Annotated in this window: 16 protein-coding genes; 4 read left to right on the top strand and 12 right to left on the bottom strand. The window is 69.6% G+C overall.

Annotated features, from left to right (window positions below; genetic code table 11):
• Positions 1 to 3: 3 nt before the first annotated feature.
• Complete coding sequence (locus ACIRON_RS20365; RefSeq protein WP_402994874.1) at positions 4 to 1,005, bottom strand: ABC transporter ATP-binding protein; 1,002 nt, start codon at positions 1,003 to 1,005, stop codon at positions 4 to 6.
• Positions 1,002 to 1,967, bottom strand: a complete 966-nt coding sequence (locus ACIRON_RS20360; RefSeq protein ID WP_402994872.1) for an ABC transporter ATP-binding protein — start codon at positions 1,965 to 1,967, stop codon at positions 1,002 to 1,004. Before ACIRON_RS20360 ends, ACIRON_RS20365 begins: the two co-directional genes overlap by 4 nt.
• Before the next feature lie 283 nt (positions 1,968 to 2,250).
• Between ACIRON_RS20360 and ACIRON_RS20355 the strand changes: the two genes are divergently transcribed.
• Complete coding sequence (locus ACIRON_RS20355) at positions 2,251 to 3,747, top strand: MFS transporter (protein ID WP_402994870.1); 1,497 nt, start codon at positions 2,251 to 2,253, stop codon at positions 3,745 to 3,747.
• 66 nt (positions 3,748 to 3,813) lie between these two features.
• Here the strand turns inward: ACIRON_RS20355 and ACIRON_RS20350 are convergent, their stop codons facing one another.
• A complete protein-coding gene (locus tag ACIRON_RS20350) occupies positions 3,814 to 4,701 on the bottom strand; it encodes a bile acid:sodium symporter family protein (RefSeq protein ID WP_402994868.1) in 888 nt (295 codons plus the stop codon).
• Between the two features lie 185 nt (positions 4,702 to 4,886).
• Positions 4,887 to 5,222 (bottom strand): DUF1048 domain-containing protein, encoded by a 336-nt coding sequence (locus ACIRON_RS20345; RefSeq protein ID WP_402994866.1) that lies wholly within the window; start codon positions 5,220 to 5,222, stop codon positions 4,887 to 4,889.
• A gap of 259 nt (positions 5,223 to 5,481) precedes the next feature.
• On the opposite strand from ACIRON_RS20345, the gene ACIRON_RS20340 reads away from it, so the two are divergent.
• Both ACIRON_RS20340 and ACIRON_RS20335 read left to right on the top strand, forming a co-directional pair.
• Positions 5,482 to 6,384, top strand: coding sequence for a sulfite exporter TauE/SafE family protein (locus tag ACIRON_RS20340; protein ID WP_402994864.1), 903 nt, complete (start codon positions 5,482 to 5,484; stop codon positions 6,382 to 6,384).
• Positions 6,385 to 6,515: 131 nt separating this feature from the next.
• On the top strand, positions 6,516 to 6,869 hold the full coding sequence (locus ACIRON_RS20335) for a YciI family protein (protein WP_402994862.1): 354 nt from the start codon (positions 6,516 to 6,518) through the stop codon (positions 6,867 to 6,869).
• Between the two features lie 15 nt (positions 6,870 to 6,884).
• Here ACIRON_RS20335 and ACIRON_RS20330 read toward each other — a convergent pair whose 3' ends face one another.
• From ACIRON_RS20330 to ACIRON_RS20300, 7 genes are all read right to left on the bottom strand, one after another.
• Positions 6,885 to 8,492 (bottom strand): dipeptide ABC transporter ATP-binding protein, encoded by a 1,608-nt coding sequence (locus ACIRON_RS20330; RefSeq protein WP_402994860.1) that lies wholly within the window; start codon positions 8,490 to 8,492, stop codon positions 6,885 to 6,887.
• The gene (locus ACIRON_RS20325; protein WP_402994858.1) at positions 8,489 to 9,625 is read right to left on the bottom strand and encodes a serine hydrolase domain-containing protein; all 1,137 of its coding nucleotides are present in this window, start codon (positions 9,623 to 9,625) and stop codon (positions 8,489 to 8,491) included. The genes ACIRON_RS20330 and ACIRON_RS20325 overlap by 4 nt, the downstream gene beginning before the upstream one ends.
• A complete protein-coding gene (locus tag ACIRON_RS20320; protein WP_402994856.1) occupies positions 9,622 to 10,803 on the bottom strand; it encodes an anhydro-N-acetylmuramic acid kinase in 1,182 nt (393 codons plus the stop codon). The genes ACIRON_RS20325 and ACIRON_RS20320 overlap by 4 nt, the downstream gene beginning before the upstream one ends.
• Positions 10,803 to 11,699 carry an N-acetylmuramic acid 6-phosphate etherase gene (gene murQ, locus ACIRON_RS20315; RefSeq protein ID WP_402995143.1) on the bottom strand — a complete coding sequence of 299 codons (897 nt, stop codon included), beginning with the start codon at positions 11,697 to 11,699 and terminating at the stop codon, positions 10,803 to 10,805. The genes ACIRON_RS20320 and murQ overlap by 1 nt, the downstream gene beginning before the upstream one ends.
• 17 nt (positions 11,700 to 11,716) lie before the next feature.
• Positions 11,717 to 12,601, bottom strand: coding sequence for an ABC transporter permease (locus tag ACIRON_RS20310; protein WP_402994854.1), 885 nt, complete (start codon positions 12,599 to 12,601; stop codon positions 11,717 to 11,719).
• 79 nt (positions 12,602 to 12,680) lie between these two features.
• A complete protein-coding gene (locus ACIRON_RS20305) occupies positions 12,681 to 13,670 on the bottom strand; it encodes an ABC transporter permease (RefSeq protein WP_402994852.1) in 990 nt (329 codons plus the stop codon).
• Between the two features lie 5 nt (positions 13,671 to 13,675).
• Positions 13,676 to 15,226, bottom strand: a complete 1,551-nt coding sequence (locus ACIRON_RS20300; RefSeq protein WP_402994850.1) for an ABC transporter substrate-binding protein — start codon at positions 15,224 to 15,226, stop codon at positions 13,676 to 13,678.
• A 152-nt stretch (positions 15,227 to 15,378) separates the two neighbouring features.
• Here ACIRON_RS20300 and ACIRON_RS20295 point away from each other — a divergent pair, with 152 nt between their 5' ends.
• Positions 15,379 to 16,257: a MurR/RpiR family transcriptional regulator gene (locus tag ACIRON_RS20295; protein WP_402994848.1), complete on the top strand. Its 879-nt coding sequence runs from the start codon at positions 15,379 to 15,381 to the stop codon at positions 16,255 to 16,257.
• A 9-nt stretch (positions 16,258 to 16,266) separates the two neighbouring features.
• Here the strand turns inward: ACIRON_RS20295 and ACIRON_RS20290 are convergent, their stop codons facing one another.
• Positions 16,267 to 17,205, bottom strand: a complete 939-nt coding sequence (locus tag ACIRON_RS20290; protein ID WP_402994846.1) for an Lrp/AsnC family transcriptional regulator — start codon at positions 17,203 to 17,205, stop codon at positions 16,267 to 16,269.
• Positions 17,206 to 17,394 lie beyond the last annotated feature (189 nt).

Below are 17,394 nucleotides of genomic sequence, written 5' to 3'. Positions count from 1 at the left end.
CGATCACCTCGCGGGAGTGGGGTCGAAGAGGTGGCAGGCGACGCTTCGGGCGTCGCTCGAGCTGCCGATGGTCAGCAGCTCCGGCTCGTTGCGGTCGCAGCCGTCGACGCGCTGGCTGCAGCGTGGGTGGAACCGGCAGCCCGCCGGGGGCCGCCGCGGGCTGGGGATCTCACCGGCGAGCGGCGTACGCAGCTGGTGATGGGCGTCGGGGGAGGGGATCGACGCCATCAGGGCCTGTGAGTAGGGATGTCTCGGCCGCTCGCTGATGTCGTCGGCGTGAGCCACCTCGGCGAGCTTGCCGAGGTACATCACGCAGACGCGGTCGGAGATGTAGCGCACCACGTTGAGGTCGTGCGCGATGAAGAGATACGAGAGCCCGAGCTCGCGCTGGACCTCCTTGAGCAGGTTCAGCACCTGCGCCTGGACGGAGACGTCGAGTGCGCTGACCGCCTCGTCACAGACGATGAGATCTGGGTCGGTGGCGAGTGCTCGGGCGATCCCGATGCGCTGCGCCTGGCCGCCGGAGAACTGGTGGGGGTAGCGCTCCAGCGCGAACGAGGGCAGGCCGACCAGGTCGAGCAGCTCCTTGGCGCGTTTGATGCGGCCGGCCCGGTCGCCCATGCCGTGGACCACCATCGGCTCGGTCAGCACCTGCGCGATGGTCATCCGTGGGTTGAACGAGCTGAACGGGTCCTGGAAGACGAGCTGCATCCGCTTGCGAAGCTGCGTCAGGCTGCTCTTCGAGAGCGTGGCGATGTCCTGACCGTCGAAGGTGACCGAGCCACTGGTCGGTTCGATCAGCCGGAGGATCAGACGCCCGAGCGTCGACTTGCCCGAGCCCGACTCCCCGACCAGGCCGAGGGTCTCGCCGCGCCTGATGGTCAGGGAGACACCGTCCACGGCGCGTACGGGTGGGCGACGCGGGGTGAGGAGGCCCTTGCCGTCGCCGAAGTGCTTGACCAGATCGTGTGCTTCGACGAGGGGAGCGGCGCCGGGGACGATCATCGGGCCACCTCCGCCATCGGCGCGAGGGCACCGCGTTCCTCGTCCGGACGCCAGCAGCGGACCTGTCGGCCGGCGATGTCCCGTAGCGGCTGGGACGTCTCGCACTCGGGCCCGGCCTCGGAGCAGCGGGTGGCGAACCGGCAGCCGCTGGGCATCTCGTTGAGGGCGGGCACGGCGCCGGGGATCGCCGGCATCTCCTGGTCGCGCGGGGTGTCGCGTCGCGGGATCGCATCGAGCAGCGCCTGGGTGTAGGGGTGCTGCGGCCGGTCGAGGATCTCGTCCGCGGTGCCGGTCTCGACGACCTGCCCGGCGTAGAAGACGACCACCCGGTCGGCCATCTCGGCGACCACGCCCATGTCGTGGGTGATCAGCATCAGCCCGACTCCGGTTCGGTCCTGGAGGTCGCGGATCAGCGCCAGGACCTGGGCCTCCACGGTGACGTCGAGGGCGGTGGAGGGCTCGTCGGCGATGAGCAGGCGCGGGTCGCAGGCCAGCGCGCCGGCGATCATGACCCGTTGCCGCTGGCCGCCCGAGAGCTGGTGGGGGTACGCCTTGAACTTGGTCTCGGGCTCGGGGATGCCGACGAGGTCCAGCAGCTCGACCGCGCGCTCGCGTGCCTTCCGTTTCGAGACGTCGTGGTGGATCCGGTAGGCCTCGACGAGCTGGTGCCCGATCGTGAAGAGGGGGTCGAGGGAGGTCATCGGATCCTGGAAGATCACCGAGATGTCCTTGCCCCGCACGGTGCGCATGTCGTGGTTGTCGGCTCCGGTGATGTCCCTGCCGTCCCAGGTGATCCGACCGCCGCTGACCCGGCCGTTGCCCAGCAGGCCGAGCACGGCGAGCGCTGTCACGCTCTTGCCGGAGCCGGATTCGCCGACGACGGCGACGGTCTCGCCCGCGTCGATCCAGAGGTCGACGGCGTTGAGCGCCTCGACCGTTCCGCCCCCGGTCCGAAACTCCACGTGGAGGTCCTCGATGCGCAGAAGCGGCTCATTCGCGGACCCAGTTGGTGCTCTCATATCGGACCCTCCCGTTCGTGTCCGCGACCGGGTGTCGGTCGCCGATGTTGGTGGCTCAATCTAGAATCACGCTCTAGGATGAGATTCATCATTGGGTCGCCAAACGAGTGTGTCAAGGGTCACAATCCGGATATCGGACTTTCTTCTTGGGACACCTCGTCCGGCGCAGGGTCGTGCCATGGCGTACGACGCAGGTGGCGCCGTCTCGGACGGCGCAGGAGGTAGAATGAGCGAGTCCGAACCCACCGAGGTGAGTGGCGCTGCGCGTTCCACCCTGATCGTGGTCTGCCTGGTCAGCGCTGTGATGGCGCTCAACGCGAGCTCGCTCAACGTCGCGCTGCCGACGCTGAGCCGGGAGTTCGAGGTGAGCTCGGCGGAGGGGAGCTGGCTCCTGCTCTCCTACATGGTCGCCAACACCGCCTGCCTGCTCCTCTTCGGCCGCCTCAGCGACGTCTGGGGGCAGCGGAGCCTCTACCTGGGCGGGCTGGTCCTCTTCTCGCTGGCGAGCCTGCTGGCCGGCTTCGCTCCGAACGTCGAGGTGCTCATCGGGCTCCGTGTGGTCAGCGCGATCGGCGGCGCGGTGCTCATCGGCAACGGCGCCACCCTCATCCATCAGGCCTTCCCGCGCTCCTCCCTGGGCGGCGCGATGGGCCTCTATGCCGCCTCGTTCCCCACCGCCAACCTCATCGGGCCGACGGTCGGGGGCCTGATCGTCGACCACGTCGGCTGGCAGTGGGTGTTCTGGTTCAACGTGCCGGTCTGCCTGACCGCGTTGGTGGCCGGACATCTGCTGCTGCCGCGACCTGTGGTGGACAAGCGCGCCGTCGGTCTCGATCTCCCCGGCAACCTGGTGATCATGGTCGGCGTGGTCATGCTGACCCTCGGGATCACGTCGCTGACCGACCTCGGATGGCTGCACCCGCTGGTGATCGGATGCGTCCTGGGATCGGTCGTCCTGGTCCCGGTCCTGCTGCTCGTCGAACGGCGTGCGAAGACTCCGGTGCTCGACTTCGCCGTCATGCGCCGGGTCGGGAAGGTCTTCCTCGCGGGCTTCTTCACGGGGGCCGGACGGTTCCCGCTGGTCGTGCTGGCCAGCCTCTACTTCCAGAGCGTCGTCGGCGTCGCTCCGGGGACGGCGGGGATGATGCTGCTGCCGATGCCGGTCGGGATGATCAGTGCCTCACTGACCCTCGGTTGGCTCTCGCGTCGCTGGACGCCGCATCAGATCATGTCCGGAGGATCGGTGGTGGGTACGTGTGGCGTCGCTCTGGTCGCGCTGGCGATCCATCTCGAGCTGACCTGGATGGTGATGGCGACACTCGCCATCGTCGGCCTGGCGACGGGGCTGTTCATCGGCACCAATGCGACGGTCCTTCTGGAGCGGGCGCCCGAGGACGCGCTGGGCGTCGTCAACGCCACGCGCCTGATGCTGCAGAACACGGGCAACGTACTCAGTCTCGCCGTCGCCCTCACCCTGCTCACCGCCATCCTTCCGCCCGGACTCGGTGAGGCCGTGCTGGCTGCGAGCGTCCCGGCTGGCGGTGTCGGTGCGGTCAACGCGGCCTTCACGCTGGTCTGCCTCTTCCTGCTGGCCCTCGGCGCGGTCGGAGCCTGGTACTCGTTCCCTCGCCGCGCCGACGCCGAGGACGCGATCTGGCCTCGGCCGGAGGTTTCGGTCGCTGGTTGCCGACAGGGCGGGCTGCCGAAGGAGGTGCTCGACTGAGTCGCCAGGCCGGATGTCAGGCGAGGTCGACCGGATCGCTCCGCTGCTCGCGGGGGGAGTAGGGGCTCAGGTGGTGACGTCGTGCGGGGTGGAGCTCTGTGCGATGCGCGACCGGGTGATGAGGAAGCCGAAGGCGGTGGCGAGGACGTACATCACGATGCTGTAGACCGCGGCCGGGATGGCCACGGTCGTGTTGTCGAGCACGCTGAGGGCGATGGTGAGGGCCACGGTGGTGTTGTGGATCCCGACCTCCATCGAGGTGGCGATCGCCTGCGCCTGGCTGAGCCGGAACACCCGAGCGCCGAGGTAGCCGAGGCAGAGGCTCGCGCAGCAGAACAGCGTCACGACCACGCCGATCTCGCGGAGGTAGTCGGCGATGTTCTCCCGCTCCCCGAGGATCGCGCCGACCGAGACCATGACCAGTACGACGATCGAGAAGATCCGCACCGGACGGTCCGCTCGGGCGGCGAACGTCGCCGACCGGCTCCGCACCAGCATCCCGATGCCGACCGGGATCAGCACGATCGCGATGACCTGGACGACCTTGCCGAACTGCAGGCCCAAGGTGTCGCCCGCGTCGAAGTAGCTGATCGCCGCGTTGGTGATCAACGGGATCGACACCGCCGCGAGCACCGAGTTGACCGCTGTCAGCGTCACGTTGAGCGCGACGTCGCCACGGAACAGGTGGCTGAACAGGTTCGCCGTCGTCCCGCCCGGCGACGCGGCAAGCAGCATGACCCCGACGGCGATCAGCGGATCCACGTCCGCGACCACGACCAGTCCGAACGCGATCATCGGCAGCACCACGATCTGGAGCGTGAGCGCGACGAACACGGCTCGTGGAGTGCGTACGACCCGGCGGAAGTCTCCCGGGGTCAGGCTCAGGCCCAGTCCGAACATGATGATGGCCAAGGCGATGGGGAGGCCGACCGAGAGCAGGACCGAGTCGTTCACTGTGTTCCTCCAGCATGCGGGGCAGCCGCCACGATCGGCCGTGTGAGATGTGCGTCACAGTGGACCATGCGGACGAGGTGAACCACAGTCATATCCGGACATTTCGACCCGCGAAGTACGTATCCCCTGTCGCGAGCGGCCTTCTCGGCTCGCGACAGGGGATATGCGGGTGAGTGTCGCCGGGCTCATGCGAGCTTCTGGGCGACCTCGTTGAGGTTGGCGCGGAGCTTGGCGCGGTAGGCGTCGTGCTGCTCGGGGAGTCGGGCGTCGCAGAACGCGGCCAGGTCGGGTCCGGTGACCTCGATGACGTTGCGTCCGGCGGCGGCCTCGGTCTCGAACAGGTCGAGTACGTCGCGGAGGGCCTCGACGATGTCCATGCCGTCGCCGGCGGTGAAGCGCCACATGTAGTTCTTCATCTCGCCGTAGACGGTGCGGTAGTCGGCGGGGAGCTCGGCGGCGCGGGCTTCCATGCGCTTCCAGTCCTTCTTGTCGCCTACGAGGCGGCTGAGGAGGTTGTTCATGGTGGTGCTCCTTCTATTGGTGTTGTTCGGTTCCCTGGTGGGGCCGATGGAAGAAGCGTGCAGGCCTGACGCAGCGTCAAGGTCAAGCACCGATCCGAAAAGAGTTTCCAGAGCGCGGCTCCGGCGGCTCGACCAGCGGTGCGGAAGCGGCTCGACCCGTCCGCCCGTCGAGACGCCCTACTGCCCCCGGATGCACTATCTATAGTAAATAGCGTTACATTACTACTTCGCCATTTTCGATCGCACCTAGGAGGTACGCGTGGAGCGGCTTCTCATCTTTGCTCTTGTCGGTCTCGCGGCTCAGGCGGTCGACGGGTCGCTGGGCATGGCGTACGGCGTCACCTCGAGCACTCTGCTGGTCGCGACCGGGGTCGCGCCGGCGGTCGCCTCGGCGTCGGTGCACCTGGCCGAGGTCGGGACGACGTTCGCGTCGGGGGTCTCCCACTGGCGGCTCGGCAACGTCGACTGGAAGGTCGTGGCGAAGATCGCGATCCCGGGCGGCATCGGCGCCTTCGCCGGCGCAACCGTTCTCTCCAACCTCTCCACCGAGAGCGCGACGCCCTGGGTCGCCGGTATCCTGCTCGTCCTGGGCGTCTACATCATCGCCCGCTTCGTCTTCGGCAAGCCGCCGGTCTTCATCCCGGGACGTCGCCCGGGGCTCGGTCTGCTCGCACCGCTCGGTCTCTTCGGCGGCTTCATCGACGCGACCGGTGGTGGCGGCTGGGGTCCGGTGACCACGCCGACCCTGATCTCCAGCGGCACCCTGCACCCGCGCAAGGTGATCGGATCGGTCTCGACCGCGGAGTTCGTCACGACCCTCTCGGCGAGTGTCGGCTTCCTCGTCGGACTGGCCGGAGAGGCGCTCGACTGGCGCGTCATCGTCGGCCTGCTGGTGGGCGGCGTGATCGCGGCCCCGTTCGCCGCCTACCTCGTCAAGCACCTCTCGCTGCCCATCCTCGGCGGCCTGGTCGGCAGCATCATCCTGGTCACCAACGGACGTACGCTGCTGCGCAACTTCGAGGCCGAGTCGGTCGCTGCCTACGGCGTTCTCTTCGCCGTCGCCGCCGTGATCGTCGCCATCGCGATCCGGAAGTCCCGTGGAACGCACGCAGGCGCCTCGGAGCGGGAGCCCGCAGGCGAGTCCGAGGCTGCCAACGCCTGAGCGCGCACGCTTGTCGGCGGCCCGACGCGGTGGAAAATTCTTCCGCTGTCGATGTCGAAGGAGAACGATGTGGTTCGACGCACATGTGTCGGCCACCGACAAGCGGTTGGCCCAGAGCTGAGGAGCACATCATGCCCCGTTTCATGGGTTTCGTGAGGATGGAAGAGGGAATCGGCCAGGCGCCGGAGGCCCTGTTCAAGGCGATGGACGACTACATCGCCGAGCAGGCGGCGGCCGGGCACTTCCTCGACGGCGGCGGTCTCTACGGCAGCGAGGACGCGGTGAACTTCCTGGTGGAGAAGGGCGAGGTCACCCGCGTCGACGGTCCGTACGCGGAGGCCAAGGAGGTCGTCGGCGGCTGGGCGCTGACGCGCTACGACACCCTCGAGGAGGCGATCGCCGGGCAGCGCGAGTTCGCGCAGCTGCACGCGACGTACTGGCCGGAGTGCAAGATCGTCGCCACCCTGCGCCAGATCTCGGACTAGCGCCGGCCGCCGGGGCTAGGACGCCTGCTGACGGGGCCGCGGTACGGCAGCGACGAGCTGCTGGGTGTAGGGATCCTGTGGGGAGTGGAAGACGGTGGCTGGGTCGCCGCTCTCGACGATCTTGCCGGCCCGCATGACGTAGACGTGGTGGGCGACGAGCTGGACGACGGCGAGGTCGTGGCTGATGAAGAGGTAGGAGAGACCCTGGTCGCGCTGCAGGCCGACCATCAGGTCGAGGATCTGCTCCTGGACGAGCACGTCGAGGGCGCTGACGGCCTCGTCCATGACGACGAGCTCGGGGTCGAGGGCGAGAGCACGCGCGATCGCGACGCGTTGGCGCTGGCCGCCGGAGAGCTCGTGCGGTCGGCGGTCGGCGTACGCCACGGGCAGGGCCACCCTGTCGAGCAGCGCCTCCACAGCCTTGCGGCGCGTGGTGGCGTCGCCGACGCCGTGGACGCGGAGGGGCTCGGAGATGACCTGGGCGATCGTGTAGCGCGGGTCGAGGGAGGCGTACGGGTTCTGGAAGACCGGCTGGATGGCGCGCCGATAGGCCAGGAGGTCCTTACCGCGAAGACCGGAGAGATCGGTGCCGCGGTAGCGGATGGTGCCGGCGTCGGCCCGTTCGAGGCGGAGCGCGAGGCGGGCCGCGGTGGACTTGCCGGATCCGGACTCGCCGACGATGGCGACCGTACGTCCCTTGGGGATGGTCAGGTCGATGCCGTCGACGGCGCGGAGCTGCTCGCGTTGCCCGCGGATCCGGTAGCGGCGTACGGCACCGGACACCTCCAGGAGCGTCTCGGTCTCCTCGGCGGTGGTCGGCGGCGCGACCTTGACCTCGGACATCGCGGGCGCGGCGGCCAGCAACCGCTGGGTGTACTCATGCTGGGGAGAAGCGATGATCGTGGCCGCGTCACCGCTCTCGACGATCCGGCCGCGGTGCATGACGATGACCCGGTCGGCGCGCTCGGCGGCCAGGGCGAGATCGTGGGTGATGAGGAGCACGCCGGTGCCGAGCTCGGTGGTGAGCGTGGTCATCTGGTCGAGGACGCGGCGCTGCACGGTGACGTCGAGCGCAGAGGTCGGCTCGTCGGCGAGGAGCACCTCGGGGCGACAGGCGAGCGCCATCGCGATGAGCACGCGTTGCCGCATCCCGCCGGAGAACTCGTGTGGATACTGCCGGTAGCGGGCGCCGGGGCGGTCGATCCCGGCCTGGCCGAGCAGGTCGACGGCACGTTCGCGGGCCGTGCGCCCGGACGCCAGACCATGGACCTCCAGCGCCTCGGTGATCTGTGCTCCGACGGTCATCACGGGGTTCAGGTTGGTCATCGGGTCCTGCGGCACCAGGCCGATGCGTCGGCCGCGGATCTCGGTCATCGCCGACTCGGGTGCTCGGGTGATGTCGTGGTCGCCGAGGGCGATCGTGCCGGCGGTGATCCGGCCGTTGTCGGCGAGGAGCCGGTTGACGCAGGAGGCGAGCGTGGACTTGCCGGACCCGGACTCGCCGACGACGGCGACGGTCTCACCGGCGGCGAGGTCGAGGGAGATGTCGGTCAGTGCCTGAACCGGCCCTTGGCCGGTGTCGAAGGTGACCGATAGGCCGCGTACGGACAGGACGGGGGTCATCGCTCCTCCTGGAGGCCGGCCGCGTCGAGCAGCACCGAGATGATCTCGGTGCCCGGCACGACGTCTGGGAGCCGGGTGGGGTTGTGGTCGAGCGAGCCGAGCGGACCGTGCAGGCGGGTCGCGCCGCCGGCGACGACGACACCGGTGGCGGGTGCGATGGCGAGGTAGGTGCCGGTGAAGCCGGGATGGTGGAGGTAGCGGACGTCACCGGCCTGGCCGAGGAAGGCGCCCAGCGCCTGCTCAGGATGCCTCGGGTGGGGCGTCGCGAAGCGGTCGACCACCTCGCGTGGCACGAAGGTCCCGTCGCACAGGGCCGCCCCGTACCTCAGCAGATCATCGGCGGTGGCGAACAGCCCGGCGTGCCCGGCGACGCCGTCGAGGGCGTGGGCGGTGTTGCCGTCGTCGACCTCTCCTCGGAGGTGATGGTCGCGCCATCCGGAGAAGCGGGCCGGTGGGATGCCGACGGGGTGCGGCTCGTCGGTGGCGAGCATGGCGTACTCGTAGGCGTCGCTGTCCGCGCTGGTCGCGGCGCGATCCGGGAGGACCGGGCCGTAGCGCGCGGAGAGTCCCAGGGGAGTGGCCACCAGCTGGTCGTACGCCTCGTCCAACCGCAGCGTGGTGGTCTGTTCGATCACCGCACCGAGCAGGATCATGCCGAGGTCGGAGTAGGTCCAGCCGGCGCCGGGTGGGTAGGCCAGCGGGAGTTGCTGGACGAGCTGGATCGCCTCGTATCGGCTGCCGCGGGCCTCGGCGTAGAGAGGCCACCACGGCCGCAGGCCGGCGGTGTGGGTCAGCAGCTGTTCGATGGTGACGCCGTCCTTCCCCTCATCGCGGAATGCGGGCAGGTGACGGCGCACCGGGTCGTTCAGCCGCAGGTCGTCAGCGGCGACCAGCCGCATCGTGATCGCCGTGGTGGCGGCGAGCTTGGTGACCGAGGCGAGGTCGAGCATGTGGTCGGGCAGCATCGGCACCCCGGGATCGTGTTCCGAGGGCAGCTGGGCCCAGCCGGAGGCCACGACCTCCGATCCGTTCGGCGTACGCAGACCGAGAATCCCGCCGGCCGGGTGGCTGCCGTCGCCGCCGATGGTCAGCAGGCGGTCGGCGTACTCCTGGAGGGATTGGCGGCTGGTCATCGTTCGAACACCAGCGTCTCGGGCCAGGCACCGATCGGAGGTGGGGGTGCGCTCGCGGGGATGATCTGGCCGAGGACGCGGGGGCCGATCGCCCCGGTGCAGCTGGGCACGTTGCCGGCGAGCCCGTGGACGCTCGCCCAGCCGATGAGGGCGAAGGCGATCGCCTCCTTGGTGTCGGACGGCACGCCGAGGGCGTCGCTGGTGATGACTCGCACGCCGGGGAGGAGCTCGCCGAGCCGGCGCATCAGCACCGGGTTCCGTACGCCGCCACCCGAGGCGACCAGCACCTCGACGCCCGCTTGGGCCACCGCCTGGGACACGGAGACCGCGGTGACCTCGGTCAGCGTCGCGACCAGGTCGGGGACAGAGGGGTTCAGGCCGGTCCGCGCGAGCCCGGCCCGGACGTAGTCGAGGTTGAACAGCTCCTTGCCGGTGCTCTTCGGAGCCGGCTGTCCGAAGTAGGGCGAGTCGAGTAGGTCGGCGAGCAGCACCGGGATCACGGTGCCGGCGGCGGCCAGCTCGCCGTCGTGGTCGAAGCTGGCCTCTCCGGGCGCGTCGGTGACCACGGCGTCGATGAGGGCGTTGGCGGGTCCGATGTCCCACGCGATCGGATCCGTGGCTGGTCGGCACACGGTGATGTTGGCGATACCGCCGAGGTTGAGGGCGGCTGCGACGGTTCCGTCCTCGGCCACGGGCGCCAGCATCCGGACGTCCAGCAGGGGCACCAGCGGTGCGCCCTGCCCGCCGGCGGCGATGTCGGCGGAGCGTACGTCCGAGACGACCGTGGCACCGGTGGCCTCGGCGATCCAGGCGGGCTGCCCGATCTGGAGCGTGCCGAGCGCACGGCCGCCCTCGACCCAGTGGCTGTTCTCGACCCAGTGATAGACGGTCTGACCGTGCGTGCAGACGACGTCGACCGAGCCGGCTTCCTCGACGGCCTGCCGTGCGGCTGCGGCGAAGGCCTGTCCGATCCTCGTGTCGAGCTCGCACACGACGTCGAAACCGACCGGCGCGGGAGGCAGGGCTTCGATGAGCCGCTCACGTAGATCGGGCGGGTAGGGCACCGAGCTGTGATGGACGATCCGTGCGCGGAGCACGTCTGCGTCGATGTCGAAGTCGAGGATCGCGACGTCGATCCCGTCGTGGGAGGTCCCGGAGATCATGCCGAGCACGCGCATCAGCCACGCTCCTCGATGACGGTCCGCAGCCGGCCACCGGCCAGTTCGAGCGCCTGGGACGCCTCGGCGGGGGAGAGGCCGGTGAGGATCGTCGCGATCGCCAGCTTGGCATGCCAGCCCGACTCGCCGAGCGCCCGGACCGCGGTCGCGTCGTCGGCCCCGGTGGCCTCGGTGACCATCCGGATGGCCCGATGCCGAAGCTTGGCGTTGTTGGCCCGCATGTCGACCATCAGCGAGCCGTACGTCTTCCCGAGCTGCACCATGGTGGCGGTGGAGATCATGTTGAGCACCATCTTGGTGGCGGTGCCGGCGCCGAGCCGGGTCGATCCGGAGACGACCTCGGGGCCGACCGGCACCTCGATGCCGTGGGTGGCGACGCGCGCCAGTGGTGTGCCGAGATTGCAGGCGATCCCCACGGTGAGCGCACCGTTGTCGGCGGCGTGGGCGAGGGCGCCGAGGACATAGGGCGTACGTCCGCTCGAGGCGATCCCCACGACCGTGTCGAGCGGCCCGACGCCGAGAGCGGCCAGGTCGGCCGCCCCGGCCTCGGCATCGTCCTCGATGCCCTCGGCCGCGCTGAAGAGCGCCTCCGGGCCGCCGGCGATGACGCCGACGACGACGTCGTCGAGCCCGAAGGTGGGCGGCACCTCCGAGGCGTCGAGCACCCCGAGCCGGCCCGAGGTGCCCGCGCCCACGTAGATCAGCCGCCCGCCGTCCCGCATCCGGGCGGTCGCCGCGGTCACGGCCGCCGCGATCGAGGGCAGCGCGGAGCGTACGGCGGTGGCGACCGTCGCGTCGCGCTCGTTCATCAACGCGACCAGGTCGGTGGCGGAGAGCTGGTCGATCTCGGGTCCGCCAGGCGGGCTGGACGCCTCGGTGGTGAGCGCGTCGAGCATCGACTCGTCCTCTGGATTCACTTGCTTCCTCCTCGTGGGTCGAGCGCGGCCCGCAGTCCGTCGCCGAGCAGGTTCAGCCCGACCACGGCGAGGATCAGCGCGGCGCCGGGGGCGTACAGCATCCAGGGAGCGACGCTGGTCAACGTCTGCGCTTCATAGACCATGCCGCCGAGCGACGCAGCCGGGGGAGGGGTGCCGAAGCCGAGGAAGCTGAGGGCCGCCTCGGTGAGGATCGCCCACGACAGTGACAGGGTGACCTGGACGACCAGGATGCCGAGGATGTTGGGAAGCACGTGCACGAAGAGGGTCGAGAGCCGCGTGCGGCCGACGGCCGTCGCGGCGAGCACGTACTCGGCGTGGCGCAGCGTCAGGACGGGGCCGCGGGCGACCCGCGCGAAGATCGGGAGGTAGACCACGGCGATCGCGATCGCCACCGTCAGCCAGCTGCGTCGCAGGGTGGCGGCGAGGGCGAGGGCGAGCAGCAGCGAGGGGAAGGCGAACAGCACGTTGGTGATCACGCCGACGGCCCGGTCGAGGATTCCCTGGTAGTAGCCGGCCAGGATCCCGAGCAGCACCCCGCCGAGCGCCGCCACGGTCACCGAGACGACCGCGACCCGCAGGGAGTTGGCCAGGCCCGAGCAGACCCGCGCGAAGATGTCGCGCCCGAACTGGTCGGTGCCGAACCAATGGCTCCCGCTGGGACCCTGCAGGGCCTCCGACACGTCCTGCGCGGCCGGATCCGGTCCGAACCCGGCCGCAGAGAGGAGCGCGAGAGTCGTCACGATCGCCATCAGAACGAGGCCGACGATCCCGCCCGGCGTACGAAATGCCCGGCGCCACCGGCCCGAGGCCCGCGTCGTGGGGACCTCCGGCACCTCGTGCATGTCTGCTGCGGCGCTCATCGGGCCACCTCCGTAGCGCAAGCGCCAGAATACGGACGCGGCCCGATGAAAGATCCGACGTTCACTCGCTGTCGCTCGCTCATTGCACTCGCACCCTCGGGTCGACCAACCGGTAGATGACGTCGGTGAGGAGGTTGACCAGGACGAACATCACCGCGATCACCAGCACCGTCGACTGGACCACGGCGTACTCCTTCTGTTCGAGGCCGAGCAGCACCTGGCGCCCGATGCCGGGGATCGCGAAGATCTGCTCGACCACCAGTGCCCCGCCGAGGAGGAAGCCGAACTGCAGGCCGCTCATCGTCACCACCGGGATCAGGGCGTTGCGGAGGATGTGGCGCACCTGCAGCCGCCGGGCCGGCACGCCTTTGGCGCGAGCGGTGCGGACGAAGTCCTCCGAACGGACGGTGAGGATCGCGGCGCGGGTCGTCTGCAGGATCGGCGGGGCGATGCTGATCCCGAGGACGAGTGCGGGGAGCAGCATCTGCTGCAGGTTGAGGAGGGGATCCTCGCTGAGTGTGCGGTAGCCCTCGCCGTTGGGATACCAGCCGATCGTGTTCACCAGCCAGCTCGACACCGCGGCGGCGAGCAGGAACGACGGCACCGACAGCGCGACCAGGCTGGTCAGCTGGCTGATCTGGTCGCGCGCACGCCCGGGTCGGCTCGCTGCCAGCATTCCGCCCGGTACGCCGAGGACGAGGCCGATCCCGATGGCGAGCACGGCCAGCTCGATGGTGTTCGGCAGGGACTGGGCGGTCATCGACAGCACACTCAGGTGTGAGGTCGCCGAGACCCCGAGGTTGCCGGTGAGCACACCACCGAGCCAGCCCAGGTACTGGGACAGGAGCGGCTCGTTGAGACCGTAGTAGGCCTCCAGCGCCTGAAGCTGCTCCGGGGAGAGGTCACCTGCGGCCGTGCCGTACGACGCGGTGATCTGGTCCCCTGGGACCACCCGCAGCAGCACGAAGGTGAGTATCGAGACCCCGATGAGCGTCACCGCCGCCTCCCCGGCACGCCGTGCCACCGGGTGACGCCCGAGAGCGCCGGCCCGGTGGGTCAGGCTCGACACCGCGCTCAGGAGACCGACGCCTTCCACAGCGTCGCGATCGAGGCGTCTGCGCGCTCCTCCAGGCCCTCGACGCGCTTGTTGGACACGACGTACATCTCCGGGGTGAACAGCCACACCCAGGCCGCCTGGTCGACCAGCTGCTGGGAGATCTCCGCGTAGATCGGCTTGCGGGCAGCGGTGTCGGTCGTGGCGATCCCCTCGGCGAAGAGCTTGTCGAGCTCCGGCGAGCTGTAGCCGGCGACCTTGTTGAAGCTGCCCGCCTTGGTGAAGTAGCGGCTGTACATGGTGTTCGGGTCCGAGCTGCCTCCGTTCATCGCGATCGCGGCATCGAAGTCGGCCGCCAGCCAGCGCTCGACGTAGGCGTTGGAGTCCAGCGCCTCGACGTCGACCTTGATCCCGACCTTGCCGAGCTGGGCCTGGAGGTTCTGCGCCTCGTCCACCGCGGTGGAGTAGAGACCCTGGGAGGTCATCAGCTTCAGCGTGAACCCGTTCGGCTTGCCCGCCTTGGCCAGGTAGTCCTTCGCCTTGTCGAGGTCCTGCTCGGGGCACGGTTGCGCCTCCGGGTCGGAGCGGTACTCCGGCGAGGTGATCGGCCCGCTCGGCTTACCCGATCCCAGAGCCGCGGAGTCGATCACGTCCTGGCGGGAGATGGCGCACTGGATCGCGAGCCGGGCGTTGGGGTCCGACAGCGTCGGTGAGGTCGCCCGCAGCTGCAGCACGTGGTAGGACAGCGAGTCGACCGTCATGCTCGTGGTCTCGGCCGAGGTCGCCGTCTTCGCGGTCACCGGGTTGTCGAAGATCGCCACGTCCACCGAGCCGGTCTTCAGCGAGGACACCATCGACTGCTCGTCGGGGATGATGCGGAACTCGACCGTGGCCGCACCGGGTTCGCCGGCGAAGTAGTCGGCGTTGCGCGTGAGCGTGATCGACTCGTTCGGAGTGCGGCTCTTGAACTGGTACGGCCCCGACCCGACAGGCTTGGACTCCAGGCTCTTCGGGTCCACGTCGGAGGGCACGATCGCGGTGTTCACCCCGGTGAGTCCGGACACGAAGGAGGCGTCGGGCTGCTTCAGGGTCACCACGACCGTCTGCGGGTCAGGTGCCTCGATGCCGGCCACCGAGGCGAAGTACGACGCCGAGCTCGCGCTCGAGGCAGGGTCGATGATCTTCTCGTAGGTGTACTTCACATCGGCGGAGTCGAGGTCGGAGCCGTCCCCGAAGGTGACGCCGTCCTGGATGGTGAAGGTGTAGGTCTTCCCGTCCTCCGAGATCTCTGGCAGTTCCGCGAGCCCGGCCTCCGGGACACCGTCGGCGTCGGTGTTGATCAGGGGGCTGTAGATCTGCGACAGGACCTGGATCGACTGGGTCGAGGTCGCGGTCCAGGGGACCATCTGTGCCGGGTCGGCTGAGATCCCGAAGACGAGGGTGCCGTTGGCGTCAGCGCTCTCGTCGCCGCCGCTGCCGCAGCCGGCGAGGCCGGCTGCGAGCAAGCTGGCCGCGAGGGCGGTGGCGACCGTTGCGTGGGTGCGTTGTCCGTGTCGTCGCTGCGTGCTCACGGATCCTCCTAGGGTGGGGCCACGAGGTCGGGCTCTTGCCTGCAGTGGCGTGTGCCCGCGGATCTGACGACCGTATGACAAAATCTTTCCGCCGTGAACCACTCATGGTCAATTATTGACAACTTGTGGTGGTCGAGCCGAACGAGGAGACGATGAGCGAAGACATCCTGGTGCGCCTGCGGCGGGCCCTGCCCGGGCTGCGGCCGAGCGAGCGTCGTCTGGCGGAGGCGGCGCTGGCGGATCCGGGCGCGATCGCCGCGCTGACCATCACCGAGCTCGCGAGTCGGCACGAATCCTCGACCGCCACCGTCACCAGGCTGTGTCGCAGCCTTGGCTTCACCGGCTACTCGGCGTTCAGGCTGGCACTGGCTCGGGCCGGCGCGAACGAGGCCGGCCGCCGGATCGAGTTCGGCGTCTCCGAAGGGGACATCGACCCGGCCGACACGACCCGGGACGTCGTACGCAAGCTCGCCTATCAGGAGGCGCGTGCGATCGAGGAGACCGCTGACCGGCTCGACATCGACGAGCTCGACCGGGTCGTCGCGGCGATCACGAGCGCCTCGGTACTCGACGCCTATGGATCGGCCTCCAGCGGCCTGGCGGCGCAGGACCTCCAGCAGAAGCTGCGTCGTATCGGCTACCAGGTCAACGCCTGGGCCGATGCCCACCTCGCCCTCACCAGCGCCGCGGTGCTCCCTGCCGATGCCGTGGCCATCGCGTTCTCCCACTCCGGGGAGACCGAGGAGGCGATCTCCGCCCTGCGCACCGCCGCCGCCCGGGGCGCCTTCACCGTCGCCGTCACCAACTTCCCCGACTCCCCGTTGGCCGAGCTCGCCGATGCCACGCTCGCCACCGTCTCCCGCGAGACCCGGTTCCGCTACGGCGCGATGTCCAGCCGGATGGCCCAGCTCGTGATCGTCGACGCGATCTTCCTCGGCGTCGCCCGGGAGAATCCGGACGATGTCACGGCCGCGCTCGAGGCGACGCTGGACGCGGTCTCCGTCCGGCGCATCCACCCACCCAGAGGCTGAGCCTCCGTATCAGGCACCGCCGAGGTGCAGGGAGGCGTACGTCTCCTTGACGAAGCGGAGATGGCTCCAGGTCTCGGCCTCGCGGACGCCGGTGAGCCCGCGGATGTGGTCGAGGACGCCGACGAGGTCGCCGGAGGTGGCGGTGCTGACCGTGAGCAGGGCGTCGTAGCGACCGAGGGTCCGGGCCACGAAGGTCACCGACGGGAGCTCGGCGAGCTGCGCGGCGATCGGCCGGTGGGCGGCGCCGTCGAGACGGAGGCCCACCCCGGTGGCCGTACGCCGCTCCTGACCCGAGTGGCGCACGACGGCGCCCACCCGGACGATGTTCCCGTGGAGCAGGCGCACCACCCGGCGACGCGTGCCGGCGGGGGAGAGGCCGACGCTCGCGGCCAGGTCCACGTAGGAGGCGCGGCCGTTCGCCTGCAGCGCGCGAAGCAGGGCGTAGTCGGTCTCGTCGAGCGAGCCGGCCGCCGGGGCCGGACCGACCGGGGCGGCGACGTCGCGGATCACCTCGGTGTAGAGCAGGGTCTCGGTGGTGACGATGCCGTCGATCGTCCGCACCTCGGCGAGGGCGTCGTCGATCCGGCCGATGTCCTTCGCCCGCAGCTCCAGCACCAGGGCGTGGTGGCCGCTGGTCATCGAGACCAAGGTGGTGTCCTCGCGCGCCGCGGCCGCCTGTGCGACGTGGGTCGCGGAGCCGTTCACGGTGACCGAGACGTGGGCGAGCACGTCATGGCCGAGGACGGCCGGGTGGACGACGCCCCGGACGTCGATGTGACCCTCGTTCAGCAGCCGCTGGACCCGGGTGGCCGCCGCTGACCGGGACAGGCCGACCTGGGCGGCGATCTCGCGGTGGGTGAGACGACCGTCCTTCTCGAGCAGGAGGAGGATCGCCTCATCGGTCCGGTCGGGGATGCCGGGGACATCCGGGGAAAATTGGTTCGACATTTTTTGAGCGCGTCTCCAAGGTCGGATCGATCCTCCTGAACCGGGATCTGGTGCGATTATGACGGATCGTCCGCGCCTAGCCGTCATATCGACAGCTATTACGGTCAGGTTAAGAACGAAACGATTGCCGCGGTGCTCGGGATGCTCTTAGAGTGACGCAGATCTCGGCCGACCCACAGACCCAGGAGG

Origin of the sequence: Nocardioides sp. NPDC101246 (genome assembly GCF_044767415.1) — a bacterium.
GTDB lineage: Bacteria > Actinomycetota > Actinomycetes > Propionibacteriales > Nocardioidaceae > Nocardioides.
Note: the sequence above shows the minus strand (reverse complement) of the source record. Positions and strands in the feature narration are given on the sequence as shown.